Below are 21,221 nucleotides of genomic sequence, written 5' to 3' on the forward strand. Positions count from 1 at the left end.
TCCCCCTTCTACTGCATCATCACGAATATCTTCACCATTAGGATATCTCGATATCAACAACACCGGCGATTCCCGGTTCACTCTTTTTTGCGGGCTCGAAAGAGTGAACTCAATGTTGTTCGAGGTCACAGGCAAAGCAACATGGCCGACCCGAAACCAGGCCGACCGTGTGCGATTCCGTGCGTTTCCAATTCACTCTTTTTCGCGGGCTCGAAAGAGTGAACCGGGCGCCGCCTAACGCTGGCGCTTGATCATGAAGTTGCGGCGGAAAACCAGCAGAAGCGCCAGCGCCACGGTGGCGATGCCGCACATGACCCAGAACATGTTGGCGGCCTGCGCCGAAACCCCGGTTTCGCGACCGAACAGCGAGCCTTCGGCCATGCTCGGACTCGACATGAGGCTGGAGTATACGGCGATGCCGATGGATGCGGACGTATTGAGCATCAGGTCGAGAATGCCGATGCCACGCCCGTTCTGCTCCACCGGCAGCGCGTCCGAGGCCGCGTCATACAGCGGCGCATAGATCAGCGTGGTCCCGCCGACGAACAGGCAGGCCAGCATGGTCAGCACGCCGAATCCGGCGCCGATGAGCAACGCCGACCCGATGAATCCGATGATCATCAGCAGTGCGGAGACGATCAGGGTGCGCATACGTCCCATCCTGTTGACCAGCACGCCGGACAGGCATCCCAGCGCCGCCGAAACCAGATAGACGAGCGTCAGGCACAGCGAAATCGTGGTCAACGGCATCCGATAGATCTGCGTGCCGATGACGTTGTAGATCGGCACGCAGGCGTAGTTGAAGAACACGAACAGGAACTGCACCAGCAGAATCGACATGAAGGCGCCGTTGGTGATGAACGACCGATCCAGGAACGGATTCCTGGCCTTCCAGATCCAGAGCACGAACAGCACCGCGAACACCACCGCGGCGACGATCAGACCGATTCCGGGGAACGAGAAGTAGACGGCGATCAGTCCGGCGAATACGGCGAACAGGGCGATGCCGATGCCGTCGATGCGCTCTCCACGGGTGCTGACATCGGGGGTGTTGCGCACCAGCAGCGGAATGAACACGATCGAAAGCGCCGGAACCAGAAACAGGTACTTCCAATCGAACGAGGTGATGATGCCGCCGGCGAAGACGCCGATGGCGGCCGCCAGACAATACACGGCGTTATACAGTCCGATATAGAAGGCCTTCTCCTTCTCATCGAGATATTTGACCGCCATGACGAGGAACACGGATCCTGCGACCTGCGCTCCGGCGACCTGGATCATGCGGGAGACCAGCACGATCCAGAAATTGAACGAGCCGAGGAATCCCGCGAAACTGCCGATGAGCAGGGCCGTGATGCCGAACAGCGTCATGCGCTTGGGCGACACGAAATCGCACAGCGTGCCATACAGCATGCATACGACGCCGAGCACGATGCCCGGCAGCGTGCTGATCAGCGAGGCGCTGGACGACATGCCCAACGCGTCGCCGATGTTCTGGAACACCAGATTGAACGCCTGGATCATCAGCGTGCCCAGCATGAATACGGTCAGCAGCGCCGGCAGCGCCTTCTTGGTCTTCGCCCGATTCTCCTCGAATTCCGGCATGACACTCCTCTCCTTCTTCAAACGGAAACGATAGTAGTGTCATGCCGCTATGTTTCATGAGTTCACTCTTTTTCGCGGCCGAGAAAGAGTGAACCAGATGTTGTTCAAGGTCACAGGCAAAGCAACACGGCCGACCCGAAACCGGGCCGACCGTGTGCGATTCCGTGCGTTTCCAATTCACTCTTTTCCGGGCACCCGAAAAGAGTGAACCGACGGAGGCCTTACTTCACGCGTTCCAGCGCCTGGTCGAGATCGGCGATCAGGTCGTCGACGTTCTCGATGCCGACGGAGAGGCGAATCAGATTGTCGGGAACCTGCAGCGTGGTGCCGGCCACGGAGGCGTGGGTCATGGCGGCCGGATGCTCGATCAGCGACTCCACGCCGCCCAGCGACTCGGCCAGCGTGAAGATCTCGGTGGATTCGGCGAACTTCAGCGCCGCCTCACGTCCGCCGGCCAGCTGCACGGACACCACGCCGCCGAAGCCGCCGTGCATCTGACGGGCCGCGATCTCGTGGCCGGGGTGCGATTCCAGACCCGGGTACAGCACCTTTTCCACCTCGGGCAGTCCGGCCAGATGCTCGGCCACGGCGAGCGCATTGGCACTGTGACGCTTCACACGCAGCTCCAGGGTCTTGAGGCCGCGGGTCTGCAGCCAGGAATCGAACGCGCCCGGCACCGCACCGGCGGAGTTCTGCAGGAACGCCACCTGATCGCGCACCTCTTCGTCATTGAGCACCACGGCGCCGCCGACCACGTCGGAGTGACCGCCGATGTACTTGGTGGTCGAATAGACCACGGCGTCGGCGCCCAGTTCCAGCGGATGCTGCAGCACCGGGGATGCGAAGGTGTTGTCCACCACGATCTTCGTGCCGTGACGGTGCGCCAGCTCGGCGGTGGCCTCGATGTCGGTGATGCGCAGCATCGGGTTCGACGGGGTCTCCACCCAGATGTACGCGTAGTCCGCGCCCTCCAGTGCCTCGCTCACCGCGTCATAATCGGAAATGTCGACCACGTCCAGACCGATGCCCCACGGCACGAACACCTTGCTCAGCAGACGGTAGGTACCGCCGTACACGTCGTTGCCCAGCAGCACGCGGTCGCCCGGCTTAAGCGTGGAACGCAGCAGCACGTCGATCGCGGCCAGACCGGAGGAGAACGCGAGCGCGTACTTGCCACCCTCGATCGCGGCCAGCTGGGTGTCGAAGGAGTCGCGGGTCGGGTTCACGGAACGCGTGTAGTCGTAGCCGTGACGCAGCTGGCCGACACCGTCCTGCTTGTAGGTGGAGGTCAGGTACAGCGGCGGCACGACGGCGCCGGTGATCGGATCGGGCTCCTGGCCGGCGTGGATGGCGCGGGTGGCGAGCTGGGTGGCGGTGAAGTCGATGGACATGGGTGGTTCCTTTTTCGTATTGTTCGGTTTGATTGGGTTGGATGAGTTGATTGTATCGGTTGCCGGTGGTGGAATCATGCGTTATGTGGGTCGAGGGATATGACGTTCCCGACACACTCAAGGCCGTTCGGCCACGCGTCCGGGCAAGCCGGCCGCTAGCTTACGGTCGGAAACGCCATATCCCTCTCCCCTGGCAAGCACCTATGCAACAACGGTGGGAGCGAGGAGAGCGGGCGGCATGCGCTTCACGACCGTAAGGACTCGGCCTGAGCGGCCCGGAGCGTGTCGGGAAGCGTATGTCGTCCGCTCCCCTAACGCCTATGCCCTGTCAGTCACGCGAAGTCCTCGGGGAGCGCGGAGGGGCGGGCGGTGCGCTTGACGACGTCCTCGAATCCGTTGTCGATCATCCACTGGTCGTTGAAGATCTTGCCGAGATAGCTGCGTCCCGAATCGGGCAGCAGCACCACGACGACCGCGTCCTTGCCGAGCTGGTGCTTCTTGGCGTACCGCAGCGCGGAAACCACGGCCATGCCGGAGGAGCCGCCGACCAGCAGACCTTCCTCGGCGGCCAGACGACGGGTCATCTCGAACGCGTCGGCGTCGTTGACCTGCACGATCTCGTCGACCACGCTCGGATCGTAGGCCTTGGGGAAGAAGTCCTCACCCACGCCCTCGATCTTGTACTGGTGCACGTTGGCCGGATCATCGGCGGAGTAGATCGAGCCTTCCGGGTCGGAGCCGACCACGGTCACGGCCCCGTCGGAGACCTCCTTGAGGTACTTGCCGGCGCCGGAGATCGTGCCGCCGGTGCCGATGCCGGCCACGTAGTGGGTCACCTGGTGATCGGTCTGCTCCCAGATCTCCGGTCCGGTCGTGTAGTAGTGGCTTAAGGGTCCGTTGGGGTTGTCGTACTGGTTGGGCTTGAACGCACCGGGGATCTCACGGGCGAGACGATCGGACACGTCGTAGTAGGAGCGCGGGTCGCCGGGGCCGGCGTCGGTCGGGGTCACGATGACTTCGGCTCCGTAGGCGCGCAGTACGGCGCGCTTGTCTTCGGAGACCTTGTCGGGCACGGTGAAGATCGCTCGGTATCCGCGCTGCTGGGCCACGAGGGCGAGACCGACGCCGGTGTTGCCGCTGGTGGGTTCGACGATGGTGCCGCCGGGGCGTAACTGGCCGGATTTCTCGGCGGCGTCGATGATACGGGCGGCGATGCGGTCCTTGGATGATCCGCCGGGGTTCATGTATTCCACCTTCACGGCGATGGTGGCGTCGATGCCTTCGGTCACGTGGTTGAGCTTGACGAGCGGGGTGTTGCCGACGAGCTCGGTGATGGAGTTGGCGATGGTCATGGTCTCATTCCTCCGGTTTCGGATCTGTACGTACTGCCTTGCGTTCCTTGCAATCATTGCGATCGTTGTCCGCTCCCCCGCGGGCTCTGATCGGTTTGCAGTACTGAAATGAGACGATACCCGATGCTGGTTTCGGGTTGGATGACGGGAAGTGAATTCGAAAACCGTTCCTGATGGTGTTGGTCTTCGGTGATTCCGGAGGCGATCTGCGGTTTTCCCATATGGGGAGCCGCGGCATTCGCCGCTTGCGTCATTCCGATTGGATTTCGTTGCCGACTGGCTGAGAAATTCGTCCTATTTCAAGTTATGCGTCACTGACCAGCGCCCGGCACCTATCGTGCCTCGGGGCGGCGGCTAGCGACAACAACATGAAAAGAACGTCATGGCTCAAACAATACCACCCCCACCGACATCCGGCGTGTCGGCAGGGGTGGATTGCAGCGCATATCGGGCAGGATGGATCACAGCGCATATCGGCGAATATGCGACGCCGTCCATTTCAGGGCTTCACCGCGTCGGACCTTCAGATGCCATCAGCACCATCACGGCCGGCAGCACCATCACGGCCGGCAACGCCTCCGACACCGTCAGCATCCCCATCATCTCCGGCGAGCTTGGCCTCCAGCTCCTCGACGATCCGCGCATGCATTTTCTCGTCGATCTTCACGGTGAATACGAACACGAGCAGACTGGCGACGATCAGAGCGAGCGGCGTGTAGAAGGCGAACATCTTGAAGGTGCGGATGTTCTCGGCGGTCATGTCGGCGGCGGTGGCGGTGCCGACCATGCCGGCGGCCACGGCGATGAAACCGACGATGCCGTTGGAGAACGCGCCGGCGATCTTGTCGAGCATCGGGCGCACGGAGAGGGTCACGGCCTCGTTGCGCCGGCCGGTCTTGAGCTGGCCGTATTCGATGGAGTCGGTGAGGCTGAGGATCGCGGTCATCTGGATGAACGTGCCGGGGATGTAGAACAGCACGAGCGCCACGATGACCATCGTGAGGTTCTGCGCGCCGACGATGAACATCACGTAGCCGGCGATCATGAACGCCATGCCGGCGATGTACAGGTACCGTCGTGGGATGAACCGGTTGAGCACCGGGTAGAGCGGCGCGGCGATGAGGCCGGTGATGATCGGGATCACGCCGGCGATGGAGAACGCGGCGGGCTGGCCGAGCACGAACTTGAACAGGTAGAGCAGCACGCCGGTGGTGGCGACGTTGGCGATGGCGTAGAGCAGGTAGCTCAGCGCCACCCACAGGAGCTGATCGTTGTGGGCGAGCGCGGCGAACGCCTGCAATGGGTTGCCGTTCTTCTCGGCCTTGGCGCGCAGGGCACTGTCGTTCTCCCGGGTGCCGAAGGCGACGGTGAGGGCGGTGATGATGCCGAGCAGGGCGACGATCACGCCGAACGCGGTCCATCCGCTCTGGCTTTCGGCGTGCGAGCCGGTGAACAGGTAGCTGAAGTAGCTGACGATGGGGATGACGACGACGGTGATGCCGTTGTATCCGATGGATCCGGTGAAGGAGCCGAGGGCGGTGTAGACGCTGCGCTCGTGCGAGTCCTCGGACAGGGCGGGGATCATGCCCCAGTAGGAGATGTCACGCAGGGAGTAGAGCACATCGAGCGTGATGAACACGACGACGAACAGGATGATGAACCACGTTTCGCTGACGTTGACGAGACCGAACAGTCCGGTGTAGACCAGCGCGAGCAGTACGGCGGACGTACAGCCGCCGATGACCTGCCATGGGCGGAAGCGGCCGAACCGGGTGGTGGTGTTGTCGATGAGATTGCCCAGCAGCGGGTCGATGAAGATCTCCGCGATGCGGATGATGACGATCAGGCCGGTGATGATGCCGATGAGCCGGGTGGCGAGCGCCTTATCGACGCCGGCGAACATGGCGCTGGTGACGTAGACGACGAAGTAGGTGCTCAGCGCGTTGTAGAACGTGGCCTGACCGAGGTTGCCAAGCGCATAGCAGATCCGGCGGCCGACGCCGGTTTTTCCGCCGGACGATGATGACGGCTGCCCGGCAACCGGCTGTTCGGCGACTGACCGCTCGATATTTGACTGCCCAGTATTTGACTGCCCAATGTTTGACTGCCCAATGTTTGACTGATCAGTGGGTTCGTGTTCCGTGGATGACTGTTCCATGACCGTGCTTCTCCTTAGAAGACGTAATCGGAAAATCGGAGGGAGATCATTCGTTGATCCGGGATCGACATGGCTGGTGATCGGTGATTCATAACCGATGATTCGTGATCAGCGAGCTGTGATCCGACATCGGTTAGTGTATTTCATTACCGATTTAAAGTAAAATTATTTACTAAATTATCGATCACACGGCGTGTCGGACGACTCCCCACTTTCCCCGAGTGCCGAAATCTCCAGCAATTGCCACAACCCTAACCCCGATAAGCCTTCTCGGAGCCCCGAAAGCCCGTTATCCGTCACCGATTCACCGACCGTCCCACACCAGATCGACCATCACCACCACACCGGAAGTTGCATAACTCACGCACAGGTATTACCTTTTTCAGTAAAGAGTTTTACTTCATGCTCTGATCCCATCGACAACGACGTAACGACAGCGGCCGGCGACCGGCCGCGCCGGGAAGGCAGGAACCATGCCCATCGAAGACCGAATCACCATCCCCAAGGCCACGGCCGCCGACCCGAAGTGGCTCACCGATCCGCAGGTGTTCGCGGTCAACCGTCTGTCCGCCCATTCCGACCACTACTTCTACGATCACGACCCCCTGCCCGGCGAATCGATGAGCCTGAGGCAGAGTCTGGACGGCCGGTGGAAGGTGACGGTCACCATGGCCGGTTCCGCACCCGACACCATCCCCGGCGCCGACGGCCCGGCCTTCGCCGCCGTCGACTTCGACGACTCCGCCTTCGAGCCGATCGACGTGCCGTCGAATCTGGAGACCGTCGGCTACCTGAATCCGCAGTACGTGAACATCCAGTATCCGTGGGACGGTCATGAGGATCCGGTCGCCCCCGACGTGCCGAAGCACAACCATGTGGCGCTCTACCGCCATACGTTCGTCCCCTCCCCCGACGTCGCTAGGGCCATTGCCGACCGTCGTCCGGTGACGCTGACGTTCCAGGGCGCGCAGACCGCCATCTATGTGTGGCTCAACGGCCGGTTCGTGGGCTACGCCGAGGACTCCTTCACGCCAAGCGAGTTCGACGTGACCGAACAGCTCACGGCCGACGAGAACGTGCTGACGGTCGCCTGCTACGAATACTCCAGCGCCGTATGGCTTGAGGATCAGGACTACTGGCGTCTGCACGGCCTGTTCCGCAGCGTGGAGCTTACCGCCCAGCCGTCGTCCCACACCGTCGATCTCAGGACCGTCGCCGACTATGACGCCGAACGGCACGAAGGCCGGCTGGACGTGCGCGCACTGGTGCATCATGCCGATGCCGCCCGGACGTCGCCGGCCCATACGGTGACCGCCCGGCTGATCAACGCGGACGGCGATCCGGTATGGCAGTCGTCGCAGTCGGCCGCCGGAATCACCCCCGATGCCGACGGCCTCGCCGAATTCGACTGGAGCACCGCGGTGGAGTGCGTGCGCCCGTGGAGCGCCGAGGATCCATACCTGTACACGCTGCGGATCGTGATCACCGACGCCGACGGAACGATCATCGAAGTCTCCACGCAGCACGTCGGATTCCGGCATTTCGCCATCGAGCACGGCATCATGACGCTCAACGGCAAACGCATCGTGTTCAAGGGCGTGAACCGTCACGAATTCGACGCGCAACACGGCCGTGCCGTCACCGAGGAGGACATGCTGTGGGACATCCGCTTCCTCAAGCGGCACAACATCAACGCCGTGCGCACCTCGCACTACCCGAACCAGAGCCGCTGGTACGAGCTGTGCGACGAATACGGCATCTACCTGATCGACGAGACGAACATCGAGACGCATGGCAGCTGGAACTCCCCCGAATCCGGCCACGAAGTCACCCCGGAGACCAACGTGCCGGGCAGCAGGCCGGAATGGGAGGGTGCATGCCTCGACCGCGCGAACTCGATGGTCCGGCGTGACTTCAACCATCCGAGCGTGCTGATCTGGTCGCTGGGCAACGAATCGTATGCGGGCACGGTGTTCGCCGCCATGAGCGATCTGATTCACGAGCTCGATCCGATGCGCCCCGTGCATTATGAGGGCGTGTTCTGGAACCGCGAGTTCGAATCGATCAGCGACATCGAAAGCCGCATGTACGCCAAGCCGGCCGAGATCGAGGAGTATCTGACCAACGATCCGAAGAAGCCGTACATCTCCTGCGAATACATGCATGCGATGGGCAATTCGGTCGGCGGCATGAGCCTGTACACCGATCTGGAACGCTACCCGCAGTATCAGGGCGGGTTCATCTGGGATTACATCGATCAGGCGCTGTGGCAACGGCTCGGCGACGGCACGGAGCGGCTCACCTACGGCGGCGACTGGGACGACCGGCCGCACGACTACGAGTTCTCCGGTGACGGCATCGTCTTCGCCGACCGCACCGTCTCCCCCAAGGCGCAGGAAGTCAAGCAGCTGTATGCGAACGTGAAGATCAAGCCGGATGCCACGGGCGTGACGATCGTCAACGACAACCTGTTCGTCTCCACCGACGATTACGTCTTCACGGCCCGTCTGCTGGTCGACGGCGTCGAAGTGTGGAGCGCCGACCACGAGTTCAGCCATGAGCTCACGGTGCTTCCCGGCGAGACCCGCCGCTTCGACGTCGCCTTCCCCGATGCCACCGACTACGCGAACGCCGCCGGTCACGCCGTGGAAGTGACGTACGAGGTCGACCAGCGGCTACGGCAGGCGACCGCCTGGGCCGAAGCCGGGTACGAGCTGACGTTCGGCCAGCATACGGTGACGGTCGAGCCGACCGAACCGGCCAAGACGCCCACCACGTCCGCAGACAAGGCCGAGATCGTCGATTCCCGTTGGAACCTGGGGATTCACGGCCCTGCCGGCAACGGCGGATACGACGACCGGTTCGAGGCGATCCTCTCCCGCACGCAGGGTGGACTGGTCTCCTTGCGTCGGGACGGCCGTGAGATGGTGATCCGACGGCCGCAGATCGTGACGTTCCGACCGCTCACCGACAACGACCGCGGCAACGGCAGCGGATTCGAGCGCGCGCAGTGGTTCGCCGCCGGCCGGTACGCCCGCGTGGCCGACACCGCGTTCGGCACGACCGACGACGGCGTCTTCGGCGAATACGTGTACGAGCTCGCCATCCCGCGGCGAACGAAGGTCACCGTGCGATACGAGGTGAATGCCGACGGACAGGTGCATCTGACTGCCTCCTATCCCGGCGGCGAGGATATGCCGAGTCTGCCCGCGTTCGGATTGGAGTGGCAGCTACCCGCGCAGTACGATCGCCTGCGGTTCTACGGTCTCGGACCGGCCGAAACGTATCTCGACCGCAAGGCCGGCGGCAAGCTGGGGATTTACGAGACGAGTGCCGAGAAGTCCTTCGCCCCGTATCTGGTGCCGCAGGAGACCGGCAACCATGAGGACGTGCGGTGGGCGGAGATCACCGACGAGCACGGCCACGGTCTGCGGGTAAGCCGCGCCGGTTCCGATACATTCTGTGCAAGTCTGCTCCCCTATTCCACATTGATGATCGAGGAGGCACGGCACGCCAACGAACTGCCGCGGCCGCGTCACACGTTCCTGCGACTGCTGGCCGCACAGATGGGCGTCGGCGGCGACGACTCGTGGGGCGCCCCCGTGCACGAGCAGTACCTGCTCAACGCCGCCAACCCTCTCACCCTCGACGTGACCATCGATCTGCTCTGATCGGCAAGATCCACATGAGTACGGGAAGTTGGCTGAGACAACCGCCTCAGTCGACTTCCCGATAGATTCAGTTTCTTAATCATTTCTTGAATTGCTCAAGATCACTGACCGATATATCGGAAGGAAGGTCGTCCCCCGAATCCATATCGACCCGATGATAATCGGCACTGCCCGTGGAATGGGATTCATCATTCTGGCGCCATTGGCCCTGACGTAACTGGTATGCGCCAGCCGTGGCTCCGGTAATGTAGTATTGTTTGGCTTTGTCGCCGCTCAGACCTGATTCGGTAAGAAACAGCACATAGTGATCGCCGATATGCAACGGTAGGGAGCCCTCACTCGAACCGGTCTGCCGCACTGCAATGCGTTCCGCGGAAGACGGCGTTCCCTTATGGACTTTCGTCACCGACACCTCCGCGATAGTGAATGGAGTTGTTTCGTCAATATCGAATGTGGAGTGCTGACTCAACACGGTTCCTTGAATGACCAGATCACTATCATCGAACATCTCCGAGAGGGAGGAATATACGTGCGCTCTGGTAAAGGATTGATGCACGTTCGAAGCAACGGGAAGATGCCGCACCGCATAGAGCACACCCATCAGCATGGCAAATGCGGCAATCAACGTCACTATGATTTTCGCTGTCCTAGTATCCTGTTCACTCATCGCATCCACCCCTAATACAGTCTGTTAATCCCAGTGATCTCGTCAGCAGTCAAGGAACGAACCCCCACACATGTCCAAGTCCATACGGCCGAGACACCTTCATCCTAACCGCAATTACTAAAACTTACTAAAACCCATATGGGTACCAAGAACAACACGCCCCCGCTGGCGGGGGCTGGCTGCGGACAGCAGACTGGGGGTGGTCAAACCATGCATCAGGACTCGACCACCCTCAGTCAGGCTCACGCCTGCAAGCTCCCGACGTGTTATGCGACGTGCGCCCGGCGTTGGGCGCACTGCCACGGACGGCCCACCGGACCGTACGTCCAGCGGGAGCACCTCTAAACGCTCAAACCACCAATACGCGACGACTCTCGTGACGTATCAGCTTCGTACGAAGCTGCCGCGTTCGACGAGCGTGGTGGAGAGGAGAACGTGGTGCCGTACGGTACGGCGACTGGCGATCGCCTCGGCAAGCGTGAAGATGGCGGTGCGGGCCAGCTCATGCTGATCGATGGCGTAGCTGCTCAGCGGCGGCGAAGTGTACTGGGCGATCGGCTGGTCGTTGATACTGATCAGACTGACGTCGCGCGGCACGATCACCCCCACGGCGTTGAACGCCTGCAGCACGCCGACCGCCAGCACGTCGGCCGCCACGATGAACGCATCGGGAAGATCGCCATGCAGATCGCCGATGATGCGTTCACCCAGTCGCTGCCCGCTCGACACGGTGAACGGGCCATCGATGTAGATCAGCCCCTCGGTGTCGAACCGCAGTCGCCGTGACCAGTTCTCGAAGGCCAGCAGGCGCAGATCCTCCGGAAACTCATGCTCGCCCATGATGCGGCCCACGCCGCCGATGAACCCGACCCGCCGCATGCCCGCAGCCGAGCACTCATCCAGCGCGTCGAGCACCGTCTGCGACAGATCCGGCTGCACGGAATCGAACAGGTTCGGCGCCGGATTGGTGTCGAGGAACACGCCATACGGCAGCACTTCATGCAGCTTGCGGAGCAGACCGGCGTCGATCACCTCGGCTCCGATGGCGAGGAACCCGTCGTACCGGTCGGCATGATCGATCAGTCGGGAGACGTCGGTGTAGAACGTCAGATGCATGTTCTGCGATTCGCCGCTCTGCCGCAGCACGTCGCGCAGTTCGTTGAAATAGGCGTCCTGCAGGTGGTCACCGGGGTCGATCACATCAAGCACTGCCACCTCGCGGGGAATGGCGACGTGCTTGGTCTGCATGGCGTACCCCAGTTCCTCGCTGGCCTGGATGATCCTGCGACGGGTCTCCTCCTTGACCGACAGCGTGGGATCCCCGTTGAGCAGGCGCGACACCGTGGCCTGCGAATAGCCCGATCTCTTGGCGATTTCCTTGATGGTGACCATGACATGCTCCAGTGCGTGACGTCGTATCGATGATCGTCGATGATTAGTAAAACATTTACTTCAATCAGTGTAACGCGTATTACCGATTACGAGATCGACCATCGGCAGGTCATCGTTTGTTACCTCATCCGACCGACTTTCGCCGGCCACCTTCAGACAAGAATGGACGGACTGCGGCCGCACTATACCGCTCGCATGGAATGTGAGGAAGATTACAGGGCAATAATCGGCACTCATCGAACGTCAATCCTTTGACGGCAAGTAAGCTATGTAGCAGCTTTGACGGGGACTTCCCGCAGAGACTGACGAACAGGCATTCCACCGCGAGGGTGGATTATGCCGTATGGAGGCAGCGTAATGAGCGCCAAGCACAGCAGCGGCACCCGTCCGCGTCACATTCTTCTCGGTGTCACCGGCTCCATCGCCGCGTTCAAGGCGTGCCAGCTGGCATCGAACCTCACCAAGCACGGCCGTGAGGTCCGTGTGATGATGACGGCCTCGGCCACGAAGTTCGTAGGCCCCGTCACCTTCGATTCCCTCACGCACACCGCCACGAGGACGGCCATGTTCCCGGCCGCCGAATACGCCACGTACACCGACGAGTTCGGCGAGGCGCGCGTGGGCGTCAGCCACATCGAGGACGCCAAGTGGGCCGATATCGTGGTCATCGCGCCGGCCACGGCCAACGTGATCGCGAAGTTCGCGTCCGGCATCGCCGACGACTATCTGACGAGCACGACGCTGGCCGCCACCTGCCCGAAGCTGGTATGCCCGGCGATGAACGTGCACATGTACGAGAATCCGGCGACGCAGCGCAACATCGCCGAATGCCGCGAGCTCGGCTTCCGTTTCGTCGACCCCACGTCTGGCCTGCTGGCCTGTCAGGACGTCGGCAAGGGTCGTCTCGCCGAGCCGGAGGACATCGAGCAGGCCATCGACGCACTGCTTGACGAAACGCTCGGTGCCGTCGAAGGCCCCGACGCCAACGACAACGCGGCCACCACCGACGCAGACACCGTCGACAACGCCACCGAGTCCCTGCCGCTCGCCGGCCTGAACGTGCTGATCACCGCCGGCCCCACGCAGGAGCCGCTCGACCCGATCCGCTATCTGACCAACCATTCCACCGGCAAGATGGGCTACGCGCTGGCCGAGGCCGCGCGTGACATGGGCGCCGACGTGACGCTGGTCTCCGGCCCAGTCGCCCTTGACGCCCCGGCGAACGTGCGCATCGACCGCGTGACCACCGCTCAGGACATGTTCGAGGCCGTCTCCTCACACTTCCCGCAGGCCGACCTGACCATCATGGCCGCCGCGGTGGGCGATTTCCGCCCGGCGAGCGCCGCCTCGGAGAAGATCAAGAAGCACGGCCGCACCACGCTTGAACTGGAGCTCGTCTCCAATCCCGACATCCTCGCCTGGGCGGGCGAGCACAAGCGCACCGACGGCTCGCAGGCGATCTGTGGATTCGCGATGGAGACGCAGCACCTCATCGAGAACGCCGCGAAGAAGCTGCTGGAGAAGCACTGCGACATGCTGGTGGCCAACAATCTGCGCGAGCCGGGCGCCGGATTCGCTACCGACACCAACGTGGTGACGATCCTCACCCCCACCGACGAGCAGACCGCCGACATCGAACAGCTGGACCGCATGCCCAAGCGCGATCTCGCCAAGGTGATCCTCAACCGGCTCAATGCCCTGCGCGTCGGCAGCCACGCCGACAGTCACGCCGACAGCAAGGTGCCGGCCGAGGCCTGATTCCCTCCGGCGGTAACCGTCATTACCGACAGCGGTAAATCAACGGCGGTAAATGCCGTAATGAAAAGCAGTAATAGCAGTAATAAGGAGCACTCATGCTGATCGCCGTGGACATCGGCAACACCAACATCGTCATCGGATTCATCGACGGCGACGACATCGTGGGCACCTACCGCCTGACCACCAGCACCCGCCGTACCAGCGACGAATACGCGATGATGCTCGCCACCTTCATGGGCATGTCGCATATCGAGCCGAAGGACGTGGATGACGTGATCATCTCCTCGGTGGTGCCGAAGGTGATGTACGCCTTCCGCTCGAGCATCAAGAAATTCCTCGACCTCGAACCGATCATCGTGGGCCCGGGCGTCAAATGCGGCATCAACGTGCGCGTGGACGATCCGAAGACCGTGGGCGCCGATCGCATCGCCGACTGCGCGGGCGCCTACTACCTGTACGGCGGACCGGTGCTGGTGATCGACTTCGGCACCGCCACCACCTACGACTACGTGGACGATACCGGCACGTTCTGCGCCGGCGTGATCAGCACCGGACTCGAATCCGGGGCCAGCTCCCTGTGGAGCCACACCGCCCAGCTGCCCGAAGTGGAGATCACCAAGCCCGACACGATCCTCGCCACCGGCACCAAGACCGCCATGCAGGCCGGCCTCTACTACCAGTACCTCGGCGGCGTGGAGTACACGATCAACCGGTTCCGCAAGGAGATCGGCCACGATTTCAAGGTGGTGGCCACCGGCGGACTCGGCAACGTGTTCTACGGCGACACCGACTCCATCGACGTGTACGACCGTCAGCTGATCTTCAAGGGTCTGGCGATCATCTACGCCAAGATCCAGGCGCAGAAAACCGCCCAGAAATCCAAGGGGCGCAGGCGCTGATGCGTATCGGATTCATCGGAGCCGGCAGGGTCGGCTGCGCGCTGGGCACCCATCTGAGGCGATCCGCGCTGGTGGAGATCAGCGGCTATCTCAGCCGTTCCTCCGCCTCCGCCCGGTCGGCCGCCGATGCGCTGGGAGTCAAGGCCTTCCATACGCTTGACGAGGCGGTACGGTCCAGCGACATGCTGCTGATCACCACGCCGGACGACATGATCGCCTCGGTATGGCATGAGCTCAGGGAGATCCCCGGCCTTCCCGAAGAGGGGCATGTGGCCGGCAGTCCGGCGGTCAGCGGCATGTCGATCGGCCACTGCAGCGGATGTCTGTCGTCGGCCGTGTTCGACGACGCCGAACGGATCGGGGTCTCCGCGTTCTCCATGCACCCGATGCAGGCGGTGAGTCAGCGGTTCGCCGCGGACGATGCCGGCCAATCGGTCGATCAACTGTCCGGCGCGTTCTTCGCCCTCGAAGGCGACCGTCGCGTCACCGAGATGATGACGCAGCTGCTCGCCCGACTGGGCAATCCCAACCGCATCATCCGCCCCGAGGACAAGACCCGATACCATGCGGCCGCGGTGATGGCCTCGAATCTGCCGATCGCCCTGTGGCAGCAGGCCGTGGAGACGCTGCGCGGCTGCGGATTCACCGAATCGCAGGCCCGCGAAGCGCTGTCCGGGATGATCGAGCACAATGCGCGATCGTTCTGCGAGCGCGGGGCGAAGGCCGCGCTCACCGGGCCGGTCGAGCGGGCCGACGTGGGCACGGTACGGGCGCATCTCGAGGCGCTCGGCGCGGGCGATACTGGGCCCGATACCGGACCGAACGGATCCGATACCGACGGTGATACAGGCCTCGCAGGCGCGGTCACGGCCGCGACGGTGTACCGGGCGCTGTCCGAGGCACTGCTGCCGGTGGCCGAGGCGAAGAACCCGAACCGGGACTACGGCGAACTGATCGATCTGCTCACCGCAGCTGATCGATCACCACAGCGAACCGATCACCACAGTAACCGATCAGCGGGCGGATCGGATCACCCGAACGGTTGATTACCTGACCAACTAACCGGTCAGATTACCGGACGGATTACCGGTCAGATCGGCTGATCACCCGGCCAGCCAGCCGGCAACGACTTTCCCACAACCCACACCACTTCAGCGAATAACTCAACGAATAACTCAACAAGGCACGGATCGGCGACGACCGTGACCACAGAAAGGAACCACACACCATGAAGCACACCGCGATCACCTTCCAGTCGGCCAAGGAGAAGGGCGAGAAGCTCACCATGCTCACCGCCTACGACTACACCACCGCCCGGCTCGTCGACGAATCCGGCATCGACGGCATCCTCGTCGGCGATTCGCTCGGCATGGTGATGATGGGCTACGATTCCACGCTGCCCGTCACCATGGAGGACATGATCCACCACGCCAAGTGCGTCACCCGCGGCGCGAAGAACGCGCTCGTCGTGGTCGACCTGCCGTTCATGGCCTACACCAACGTCGAGCAGGCCGTGCACAACGCGGGCCGGCTGGTCAAGGAGGGCGGCGCCCAGGCCGTGAAGCTCGAGGGCGGCGTGGCGTTCCACGATCAGATCAAGGCCATCGTCACCGCGTCCATCCCGGTGATGGCCCACCTCGGTCTCACCCCGCAGTCGGTGAACAAGTTCGGCGGATTCAAGGTGCAGGGCAAGAACGTGAAGACCGCCCAGCAGATCCTCGACGACGCACGGGCTATCGAGGACGCCGGCGCGTTCGCCGTGGTGCTCGAAGGCGTGCCCACCCTGCTCGCCAAGCGGATCACCGAGGAGCTGACCATCCCGACGATCGGCATCGGCGCGGGCGACGTGACCGACGGTCAGATCCTCGTGTATCAGGACCTGCTCAACATGTATGGGGAAATGAAGCCGAAGTTCGTGCGCCACTATGCCGAGATCGGCACGCAGATGCGCGAGGCGTTCGGCCACTACATCGAGGACGTGAAGTCCGGAGCCTTCCCCGACAACACCAAGGAAGGCTTCGCGATGGACGAGTCGATCATCGACGAACTGCAGTAGTCGCCACCCATCGGACTCGCCTATCGGCTCGCAATCCCCCTGGCTTCCCCTCAAGGGGAAGACAACCCACAAGTACTTACCCAACCATCAGCAACCACTAGCAACCAAAGGAACATATCATGACTGAAACCAACGAATTCAAGGTCGTCCACACCATCGCCGAAGTGCGCGAAGCCGTCAAGGCGTGGAAGTCGCAGGGCCTTTCCGTCGGCCTCGTGCCGACCATGGGCTTCCTGCACGAAGGTCACCGGAGCCTGATCGAGAAGGCCGTGGCGCAGAACGACCGCGTCGTCGTCTCCGACTTCGTCAACCCGGTGCAGTTCGGACCGAACGAGGATCTCGAGGCCTACCCGCGTGATCTCGACCGCGACTCGAAGCTCGTCTCCGGCGCCGGCGCGAACCTGCTGTTCAACCCCTCCCCCGAGGAGATGTACTACCCGAACCGCACCACCGCCATCACCATGGCCACGATCACCGAGGAGCTGTGCGGCAAGAGCCGTCCGGTCCACTTCGGCGGCGTGTGCACCGTGGTCGCCAAGCTGTTCAACATCGTGACGCCGAACCGCGCCTACTTCGGCCAGAAGGACGCGCAGCAGCTGCTCGTCATCAAGCGCATGGTGCGCGACCTCAACTTCGACATCGAGATCGTCGGCTGCCCGATCATCCGCGAGGCCGACGGTCTGGCCAAGAGCTCGCGCAACACGTACCTGAACCCCGCCGAGCGCGCCGCCGCCCCGATCCTGCACAAGGCGCTGGAGGCCGGTCGTGCGCTGGCCGAGTCGGGCGAGAAGAGCGCCGAGGCGATCAAGGCCAAGGTGCGCGAGGTGCTGGCCACCGAGCCGCTCGCCGACCCGGAGTATGTTGAGGTGGTGGATCTCGAGAACGTGCACCCGGTCGCCACGCTCGACCAGCCGGTGCTGGTGGCCATCGCCGTGCGCATCGGCAAGACCCGCCTGATCGACAACTTCTTCTACCCCGAACTGCACTAGCCGAACCCTGCCTTCCCCTCGAGGGGAAGCCAACACATAAAACACATAACAACTTTCATCCTAAGGAACACACACCCATGCAGCTCAATATGCTCAAAGGCAAGATCCATCGCGTCACCGTCACCGAGGCCCGTCTCGACTACGTCGGCTCGATCACCATCGACTCCGATCTGCTCGACGCGGCCGGCATCCTCGAATACGAGAAGGTGGCCGTGGTGAACGTGAACAACGGCCAGCGCCTCGAAACCTACACCATCGCCGGCGAACCCGGCAGCGGCGTGATCTGCCTCAACGGCGCCGCGGCGCACTTCTTCGATCCCGGCGACATCGCGATCATCATGTGCTACTGTCAGGTGGACGCCGAGGAGGCGAAGACCCACAAGCCCAAGGTGGTGTTCGTGGACGAAAAGAACCATGCCACCCGCGTGACCAACTACGAGAAGCACGGTCAGATCGCCTGATCAGCCCAGCCCCAATCGCCCGGTTGCTCACGTGGACCGTGCGGCCCGTGTGGGCAGCCAGACCGGCCCGTGTGAGCGCCCCCGGCCCGTGTGAGTGAACCATGTTGACCGGAATATTCCCGTATAGCGGAAAACGTCGGCATATGACTGTACCCCGACCGTCATCCGTGATTGACTGATTATGCTGAGTCTCTTTGATGTTCTGAGGAGGGATATGAACATCGCAACCAATATCGCGAACCTCGCGAATCCCGAGGGAGGGTGGGTCAATCCGCTGCGCGACCCGCGCGACATGCGCCTGCCCCGCGTGGCCGGCCCCTGCTCGCTGGTGATCTTCGGCGTCACCGGCGATCTGGCCCGCAAGAAGCTGCTGCCCGCGGTCTACGATCTGTACAATCGCGGTCTGCTGCCCGCCGGCTTCGGCCTGATCGGCTTCGGCCGCCGTCCGTGGAGCAACGAGGAGTTCGCGAACTTCGTCCGCAAATGCGTCGAGGAGCGTAGCCGCACCCCGTTCAGCGAATCAACCTGGGGCCCTCTGAGCGCTTCGATCCGATTCGTGCAGGGCGAGTTCGACGACGCCGAGGCGTTCAGCCGCCTGTCCGACACGGTCTCCGAACTCGACCGCGACCGCGGCACCCGCGGCAACCACGCCTTCTACATGTCGGTGCCGCCGCGCGCGTTCCCGCTGGTCTCCAAGCAGCTCGCCGCCTGCGGTCTGGCCCACTCCACCGAGGGCGCGTGGCGTCGCGTGATCATCGAGAAGCCGTTCGGCCACGATCTGGCCAGCGCCCAGGAGCTCAACCGCGTGGTCTCCGAGGTCTTCGCCCCCGAATCGGTGTTCCGCATCGACCACTATCTCGGCAAGGAGACCGTGCAGAACCTGCTGGCGCTGCGCTTCGCCAACACGATGTTCGAACCCGTGTGGAACGCGAACTACGTGGATCATGTACAGATCACCATGGCCGAGGATCTCGGCGTGGCCGGACGCGCCGGCTACTATGACGGCATCGGCGCGGCCCGCGACGTGATCCAGAACCACCTGCTGCAGCTCATGGCCCTCACCGCCATGGAGGAGCCGGTCAGCTTCTCCGCACAGGATCTGATCGCCGAGAAGACCAAGGTGCTTTCCGCGGTCCGCCTGCCGAAGGATCTGGCCGCCCATACGGCCCGCGGCCAGTACGCGGCCGGATGGCAGGGCTCCGAAAAGGTGGTCGGCTATCTCGACGAGGCCGGCATCGACCCGAAGTCCACCACCGAGACGTACGCCGCGATCCGACTGGACGTCGACACCCGCCGTTGGGCCGGCGTGCCGTTCTATCTGCGCACCGGCAAGCGGCTCGGCAAGCGCGTCACCGAAATCGCCGTCGTGTTCAAGCGCGCCCCGCATCTGCCGTTCGAAACCACCGCCACCCGCGAGCTCGGCAACAACGCCGTGGTGATCCGCGTACAGCCGGACGAGGGCGTGACCCTGCGGTTCGGCGCGAAGGTGCCGGGCACCGCCATGGAGGTGCGCGACGTGAACATGGACTTCAGCTACGGCAGTTCGTTCACCGAGGCCTCCCCCGAAGCCTACGAGCGTCTGATCCTCGACGTGCTGCTCGGCGATCCGCCGCTGTTCCCCACCACCCGCGAGGTGGAGCTGTCGTGGGAGATCCTCGACCCGATCGAGGAGTTCTGGGCCACGCAGGGGCAGCCCCAGCCGTACCGTTCCGGCACGTGGGGTCCGGCCGAGGCCGACGAGATGCTCAACCGTGATGGACGTCATTGGAGGATGCCATGATTCTTGATCTGCCCGATACCAGTACCGCGGCCATCGCCCGCAAGATCGAACAGCTGCACGAGCAGCGTGGCGAGGCGGCGCTGGGCCGCGTGCTCACGCTGCTGATCTGCACCGACCCCGACGGTCTGGAACAGGCGCTGACCACGGCCAACGACGCCAGCCGCGAGCACCCCTGCCGCGTGATCGCCATCATCACCCATGCGGACGACGATGCCTCCGAGGCCACGCTGGACGCCCAGATCCGCTTCGGCGCGGATGCCGGCGCCGGTGAGATCATCGTGCTGCGCCCGCATGACGGACTGGTCCGCCACCTCGATACGCTGGTGATCCCGCTGCTCGTGCCCGATGCGCCCGTCGTGGCGTGGTGGCCGGGCCGTGCCCCGGAGAACCCGTCGGCCGATCCGGTCGGCGTGATGTCCCGCAGCCGCATCACCGACGCCTGCCATGCGCCGAACCCGGAGGCCTCGTTCACCGCCCTGCGCGCCCACTACGCGCCCGAGGACGTGGACATGGCATGGACCCGCCTGACCACCTGGCGCGCACTGCTGGTCTCCATGCTGGAGCAGCCGCCGCACCTGCCGATCAAGTCGGTGCGCGTGACCGGCCAGACGCACTATCTGCCGCTGGAACTGCTCGGCTCCTGGCTGGCGCTGCGACTCGACGTGCCCGTACGCATCGAACGCTCCGACGACGTGAAGGCCGTGACCGGCGTGTACTTCGAGCGCGAGAACGGCGTGCTGAGCATCGAACGCAAGACCGAGCACCACGCGGTGATCAACCAGCCCGGCGAGTCGGAGCAGACCGTGTCGATGCCGGTGCGCACGCTGGGCGACTGCCTGAGCGAGGAGCTGCGCCGCCTCGATCCCGACGAGATCTACGGCGACGTGATCCGCAACGGCTGGGGCCTCGTGGACCACGAGTGACGACCGCTCGCCCGCGATTCACGTAGCGACATTGCACCTATGGCGAAGGGGAGGAAGGACCGATATGGTCTTTCCTCCCCTTTTTCGTCACTGGGTCACGATTCACGCGATCGGTGATT

15 protein-coding genes are annotated in these 21,221 nt (G+C 63.1%); 9 read left to right on the forward strand and 6 right to left on the reverse strand.

The genetic code is table 11. The features are described 5' to 3' along the window. Positions 1-234: 234 nt before the first annotated feature. From CSQ87_RS03695 to CSQ87_RS03710, 4 genes are all read right to left on the reverse strand, one after another. Complete coding sequence (locus tag CSQ87_RS03695; RefSeq protein ID WP_100512536.1) at positions 235-1,605, reverse strand: MFS transporter; 1,371 nt, start codon at positions 1,603-1,605, stop codon at positions 235-237. 221 nt (positions 1,606-1,826) lie between these two features. After that, positions 1,827-2,996, reverse strand: a complete 1,170-nt coding sequence (locus CSQ87_RS03700) for a cystathionine gamma-synthase (protein WP_100512537.1) — start codon at positions 2,994-2,996, stop codon at positions 1,827-1,829. A 332-nt stretch (positions 2,997-3,328) separates the two neighbouring features. Continuing rightward, positions 3,329-4,348 carry a cystathionine beta-synthase gene (locus tag CSQ87_RS03705; protein WP_100512538.1) on the reverse strand — a complete coding sequence of 340 codons (1,020 nt, stop codon included), beginning with the start codon at positions 4,346-4,348 and terminating at the stop codon, positions 3,329-3,331. 523 nt (positions 4,349-4,871) lie between these two features. Continuing rightward, positions 4,872-6,506 carry a glycoside-pentoside-hexuronide (GPH):cation symporter gene (locus CSQ87_RS03710; RefSeq protein ID WP_100512539.1) on the reverse strand — a complete coding sequence of 545 codons (1,635 nt, stop codon included), beginning with the start codon at positions 6,504-6,506 and terminating at the stop codon, positions 4,872-4,874. 473 nt (positions 6,507-6,979) lie between these two features. Here CSQ87_RS03710 and lacZ point away from each other — a divergent pair, with 473 nt between their 5' ends. Next, positions 6,980-10,177, forward strand: a complete 3,198-nt coding sequence (gene lacZ, locus CSQ87_RS03715; RefSeq protein ID WP_100512540.1) for a beta-galactosidase, LacZ type — start codon at positions 6,980-6,982, stop codon at positions 10,175-10,177. 79 nt (positions 10,178-10,256) lie between these two features. Here lacZ and CSQ87_RS03720 read toward each other — a convergent pair whose 3' ends face one another. Then, positions 10,257-10,844, reverse strand: coding sequence for a hypothetical protein (locus tag CSQ87_RS03720; RefSeq protein WP_100512541.1), 588 nt, complete (start codon positions 10,842-10,844; stop codon positions 10,257-10,259). 384 nt (positions 10,845-11,228) lie between these two features. After that, a complete protein-coding gene (locus tag CSQ87_RS03725) occupies positions 11,229-12,236 on the reverse strand; it encodes a LacI family DNA-binding transcriptional regulator (RefSeq protein WP_100512542.1) in 1,008 nt (335 codons plus the stop codon). 357 nt (positions 12,237-12,593) lie between these two features. Between CSQ87_RS03725 and CSQ87_RS03730 the strand changes: the two genes are divergently transcribed. The 8 genes from CSQ87_RS03730 (at position 12,594) to CSQ87_RS03765 (ending at position 21,102) form a co-directional block, all read left to right on the forward strand. Continuing rightward, complete coding sequence (locus CSQ87_RS03730) at positions 12,594-13,994, forward strand: bifunctional phosphopantothenoylcysteine decarboxylase/phosphopantothenate synthase (RefSeq protein WP_100512543.1); 1,401 nt, start codon at positions 12,594-12,596, stop codon at positions 13,992-13,994. Between the two features lie 95 nt (positions 13,995-14,089). Next, complete coding sequence (locus CSQ87_RS03735) at positions 14,090-14,893, forward strand: type III pantothenate kinase (RefSeq protein ID WP_100512544.1); 804 nt, start codon at positions 14,090-14,092, stop codon at positions 14,891-14,893. Then, the gene (locus tag CSQ87_RS03740) at positions 14,893-15,939 is read left to right on the forward strand and encodes a Rossmann-like and DUF2520 domain-containing protein (RefSeq protein ID WP_100512545.1); all 1,047 of its coding nucleotides are present in this window, start codon (positions 14,893-14,895) and stop codon (positions 15,937-15,939) included. Before CSQ87_RS03735 ends, CSQ87_RS03740 begins: the two co-directional genes overlap by 1 nt. Positions 15,940-16,121: 182 nt before the next feature. Beyond that, entirely contained in the window at positions 16,122-16,949 is an 828-nt protein-coding gene (gene panB, locus CSQ87_RS03745) for a 3-methyl-2-oxobutanoate hydroxymethyltransferase (RefSeq protein ID WP_100512546.1), read from the forward strand. 119 nt (positions 16,950-17,068) lie between these two features. Continuing rightward, on the forward strand, positions 17,069-17,938 hold the full coding sequence (panC, locus tag CSQ87_RS03750; protein WP_100512547.1) for a pantoate--beta-alanine ligase: 870 nt from the start codon (positions 17,069-17,071) through the stop codon (positions 17,936-17,938). 77 nt (positions 17,939-18,015) lie between these two features. Further along, a complete protein-coding gene (gene panD, locus CSQ87_RS03755) occupies positions 18,016-18,399 on the forward strand; it encodes an aspartate 1-decarboxylase (protein WP_100512548.1) in 384 nt (127 codons plus the stop codon). Positions 18,400-18,613: 214 nt separating this feature from the next. After that, positions 18,614-20,179, forward strand: a complete 1,566-nt coding sequence (gene zwf, locus CSQ87_RS03760; protein WP_100512549.1) for a glucose-6-phosphate dehydrogenase — start codon at positions 18,614-18,616, stop codon at positions 20,177-20,179. Continuing rightward, positions 20,176-21,102 (forward strand): glucose-6-phosphate dehydrogenase assembly protein OpcA, encoded by a 927-nt coding sequence (locus CSQ87_RS03765; RefSeq protein ID WP_100512550.1) that lies wholly within the window; start codon positions 20,176-20,178, stop codon positions 21,100-21,102. The genes zwf and CSQ87_RS03765 overlap by 4 nt, the downstream gene beginning before the upstream one ends. Positions 21,103-21,221: the final 119 nt, after the last annotated feature.

The sequence above is a fragment of the Bifidobacterium simiarum genome (assembly GCF_002802905.1).
GTDB classification, from domain to species: Bacteria; Actinomycetota; Actinomycetes; order Actinomycetales; family Bifidobacteriaceae; genus Galliscardovia; species Galliscardovia simiarum.

What these genes read in the sequence shown, in the direction of transcription:
- CSQ87_RS03695 (WP_100512536.1), bottom strand. Translation starts at nt 1,605, where the DNA reads ATGCCGGAATTCGAGGAGAATCGGGCGAAGACCAAGAAGGCGCTGCCG.
- CSQ87_RS03700 (WP_100512537.1), bottom strand. Translation starts at nt 2,996, where the DNA reads ATGTCCATCGACTTCACCGCCACCCAGCTCGCCACCCGCGCCATCCAC.
- CSQ87_RS03705 (WP_100512538.1), bottom strand. Translation starts at nt 4,348, where the DNA reads ATGACCATCGCCAACTCCATCACCGAGCTCGTCGGCAACACCCCGCTC.
- CSQ87_RS03710 (WP_100512539.1), bottom strand. Translation starts at nt 6,506, where the DNA reads ATGGAACAGTCATCCACGGAACACGAACCCACTGATCAGTCAAACATT.
- lacZ (WP_100512540.1), top strand. Translation starts at nt 6,980, where the DNA reads ATGCCCATCGAAGACCGAATCACCATCCCCAAGGCCACGGCCGCCGAC.
- CSQ87_RS03720 (WP_100512541.1), bottom strand. Translation starts at nt 10,844, where the DNA reads ATGAGTGAACAGGATACTAGGACAGCGAAAATCATAGTGACGTTGATT.
- CSQ87_RS03725 (WP_100512542.1), bottom strand. Translation starts at nt 12,236, where the DNA reads ATGGTCACCATCAAGGAAATCGCCAAGAGATCGGGCTATTCGCAGGCC.
- CSQ87_RS03730 (WP_100512543.1), top strand. Translation starts at nt 12,594, where the DNA reads ATGAGCGCCAAGCACAGCAGCGGCACCCGTCCGCGTCACATTCTTCTC.
- CSQ87_RS03735 (WP_100512544.1), top strand. Translation starts at nt 14,090, where the DNA reads ATGCTGATCGCCGTGGACATCGGCAACACCAACATCGTCATCGGATTC.
- CSQ87_RS03740 (WP_100512545.1), top strand. Translation starts at nt 14,893, where the DNA reads ATGCGTATCGGATTCATCGGAGCCGGCAGGGTCGGCTGCGCGCTGGGC.
- panB (WP_100512546.1), top strand. Translation starts at nt 16,122, where the DNA reads ATGAAGCACACCGCGATCACCTTCCAGTCGGCCAAGGAGAAGGGCGAG.
- panC (WP_100512547.1), top strand. Translation starts at nt 17,069, where the DNA reads ATGACTGAAACCAACGAATTCAAGGTCGTCCACACCATCGCCGAAGTG.
- panD (WP_100512548.1), top strand. Translation starts at nt 18,016, where the DNA reads ATGCAGCTCAATATGCTCAAAGGCAAGATCCATCGCGTCACCGTCACC.
- zwf (WP_100512549.1), top strand. Translation starts at nt 18,614, where the DNA reads ATGAACATCGCAACCAATATCGCGAACCTCGCGAATCCCGAGGGAGGG.
- CSQ87_RS03765 (WP_100512550.1), top strand. Translation starts at nt 20,176, where the DNA reads ATGATTCTTGATCTGCCCGATACCAGTACCGCGGCCATCGCCCGCAAG.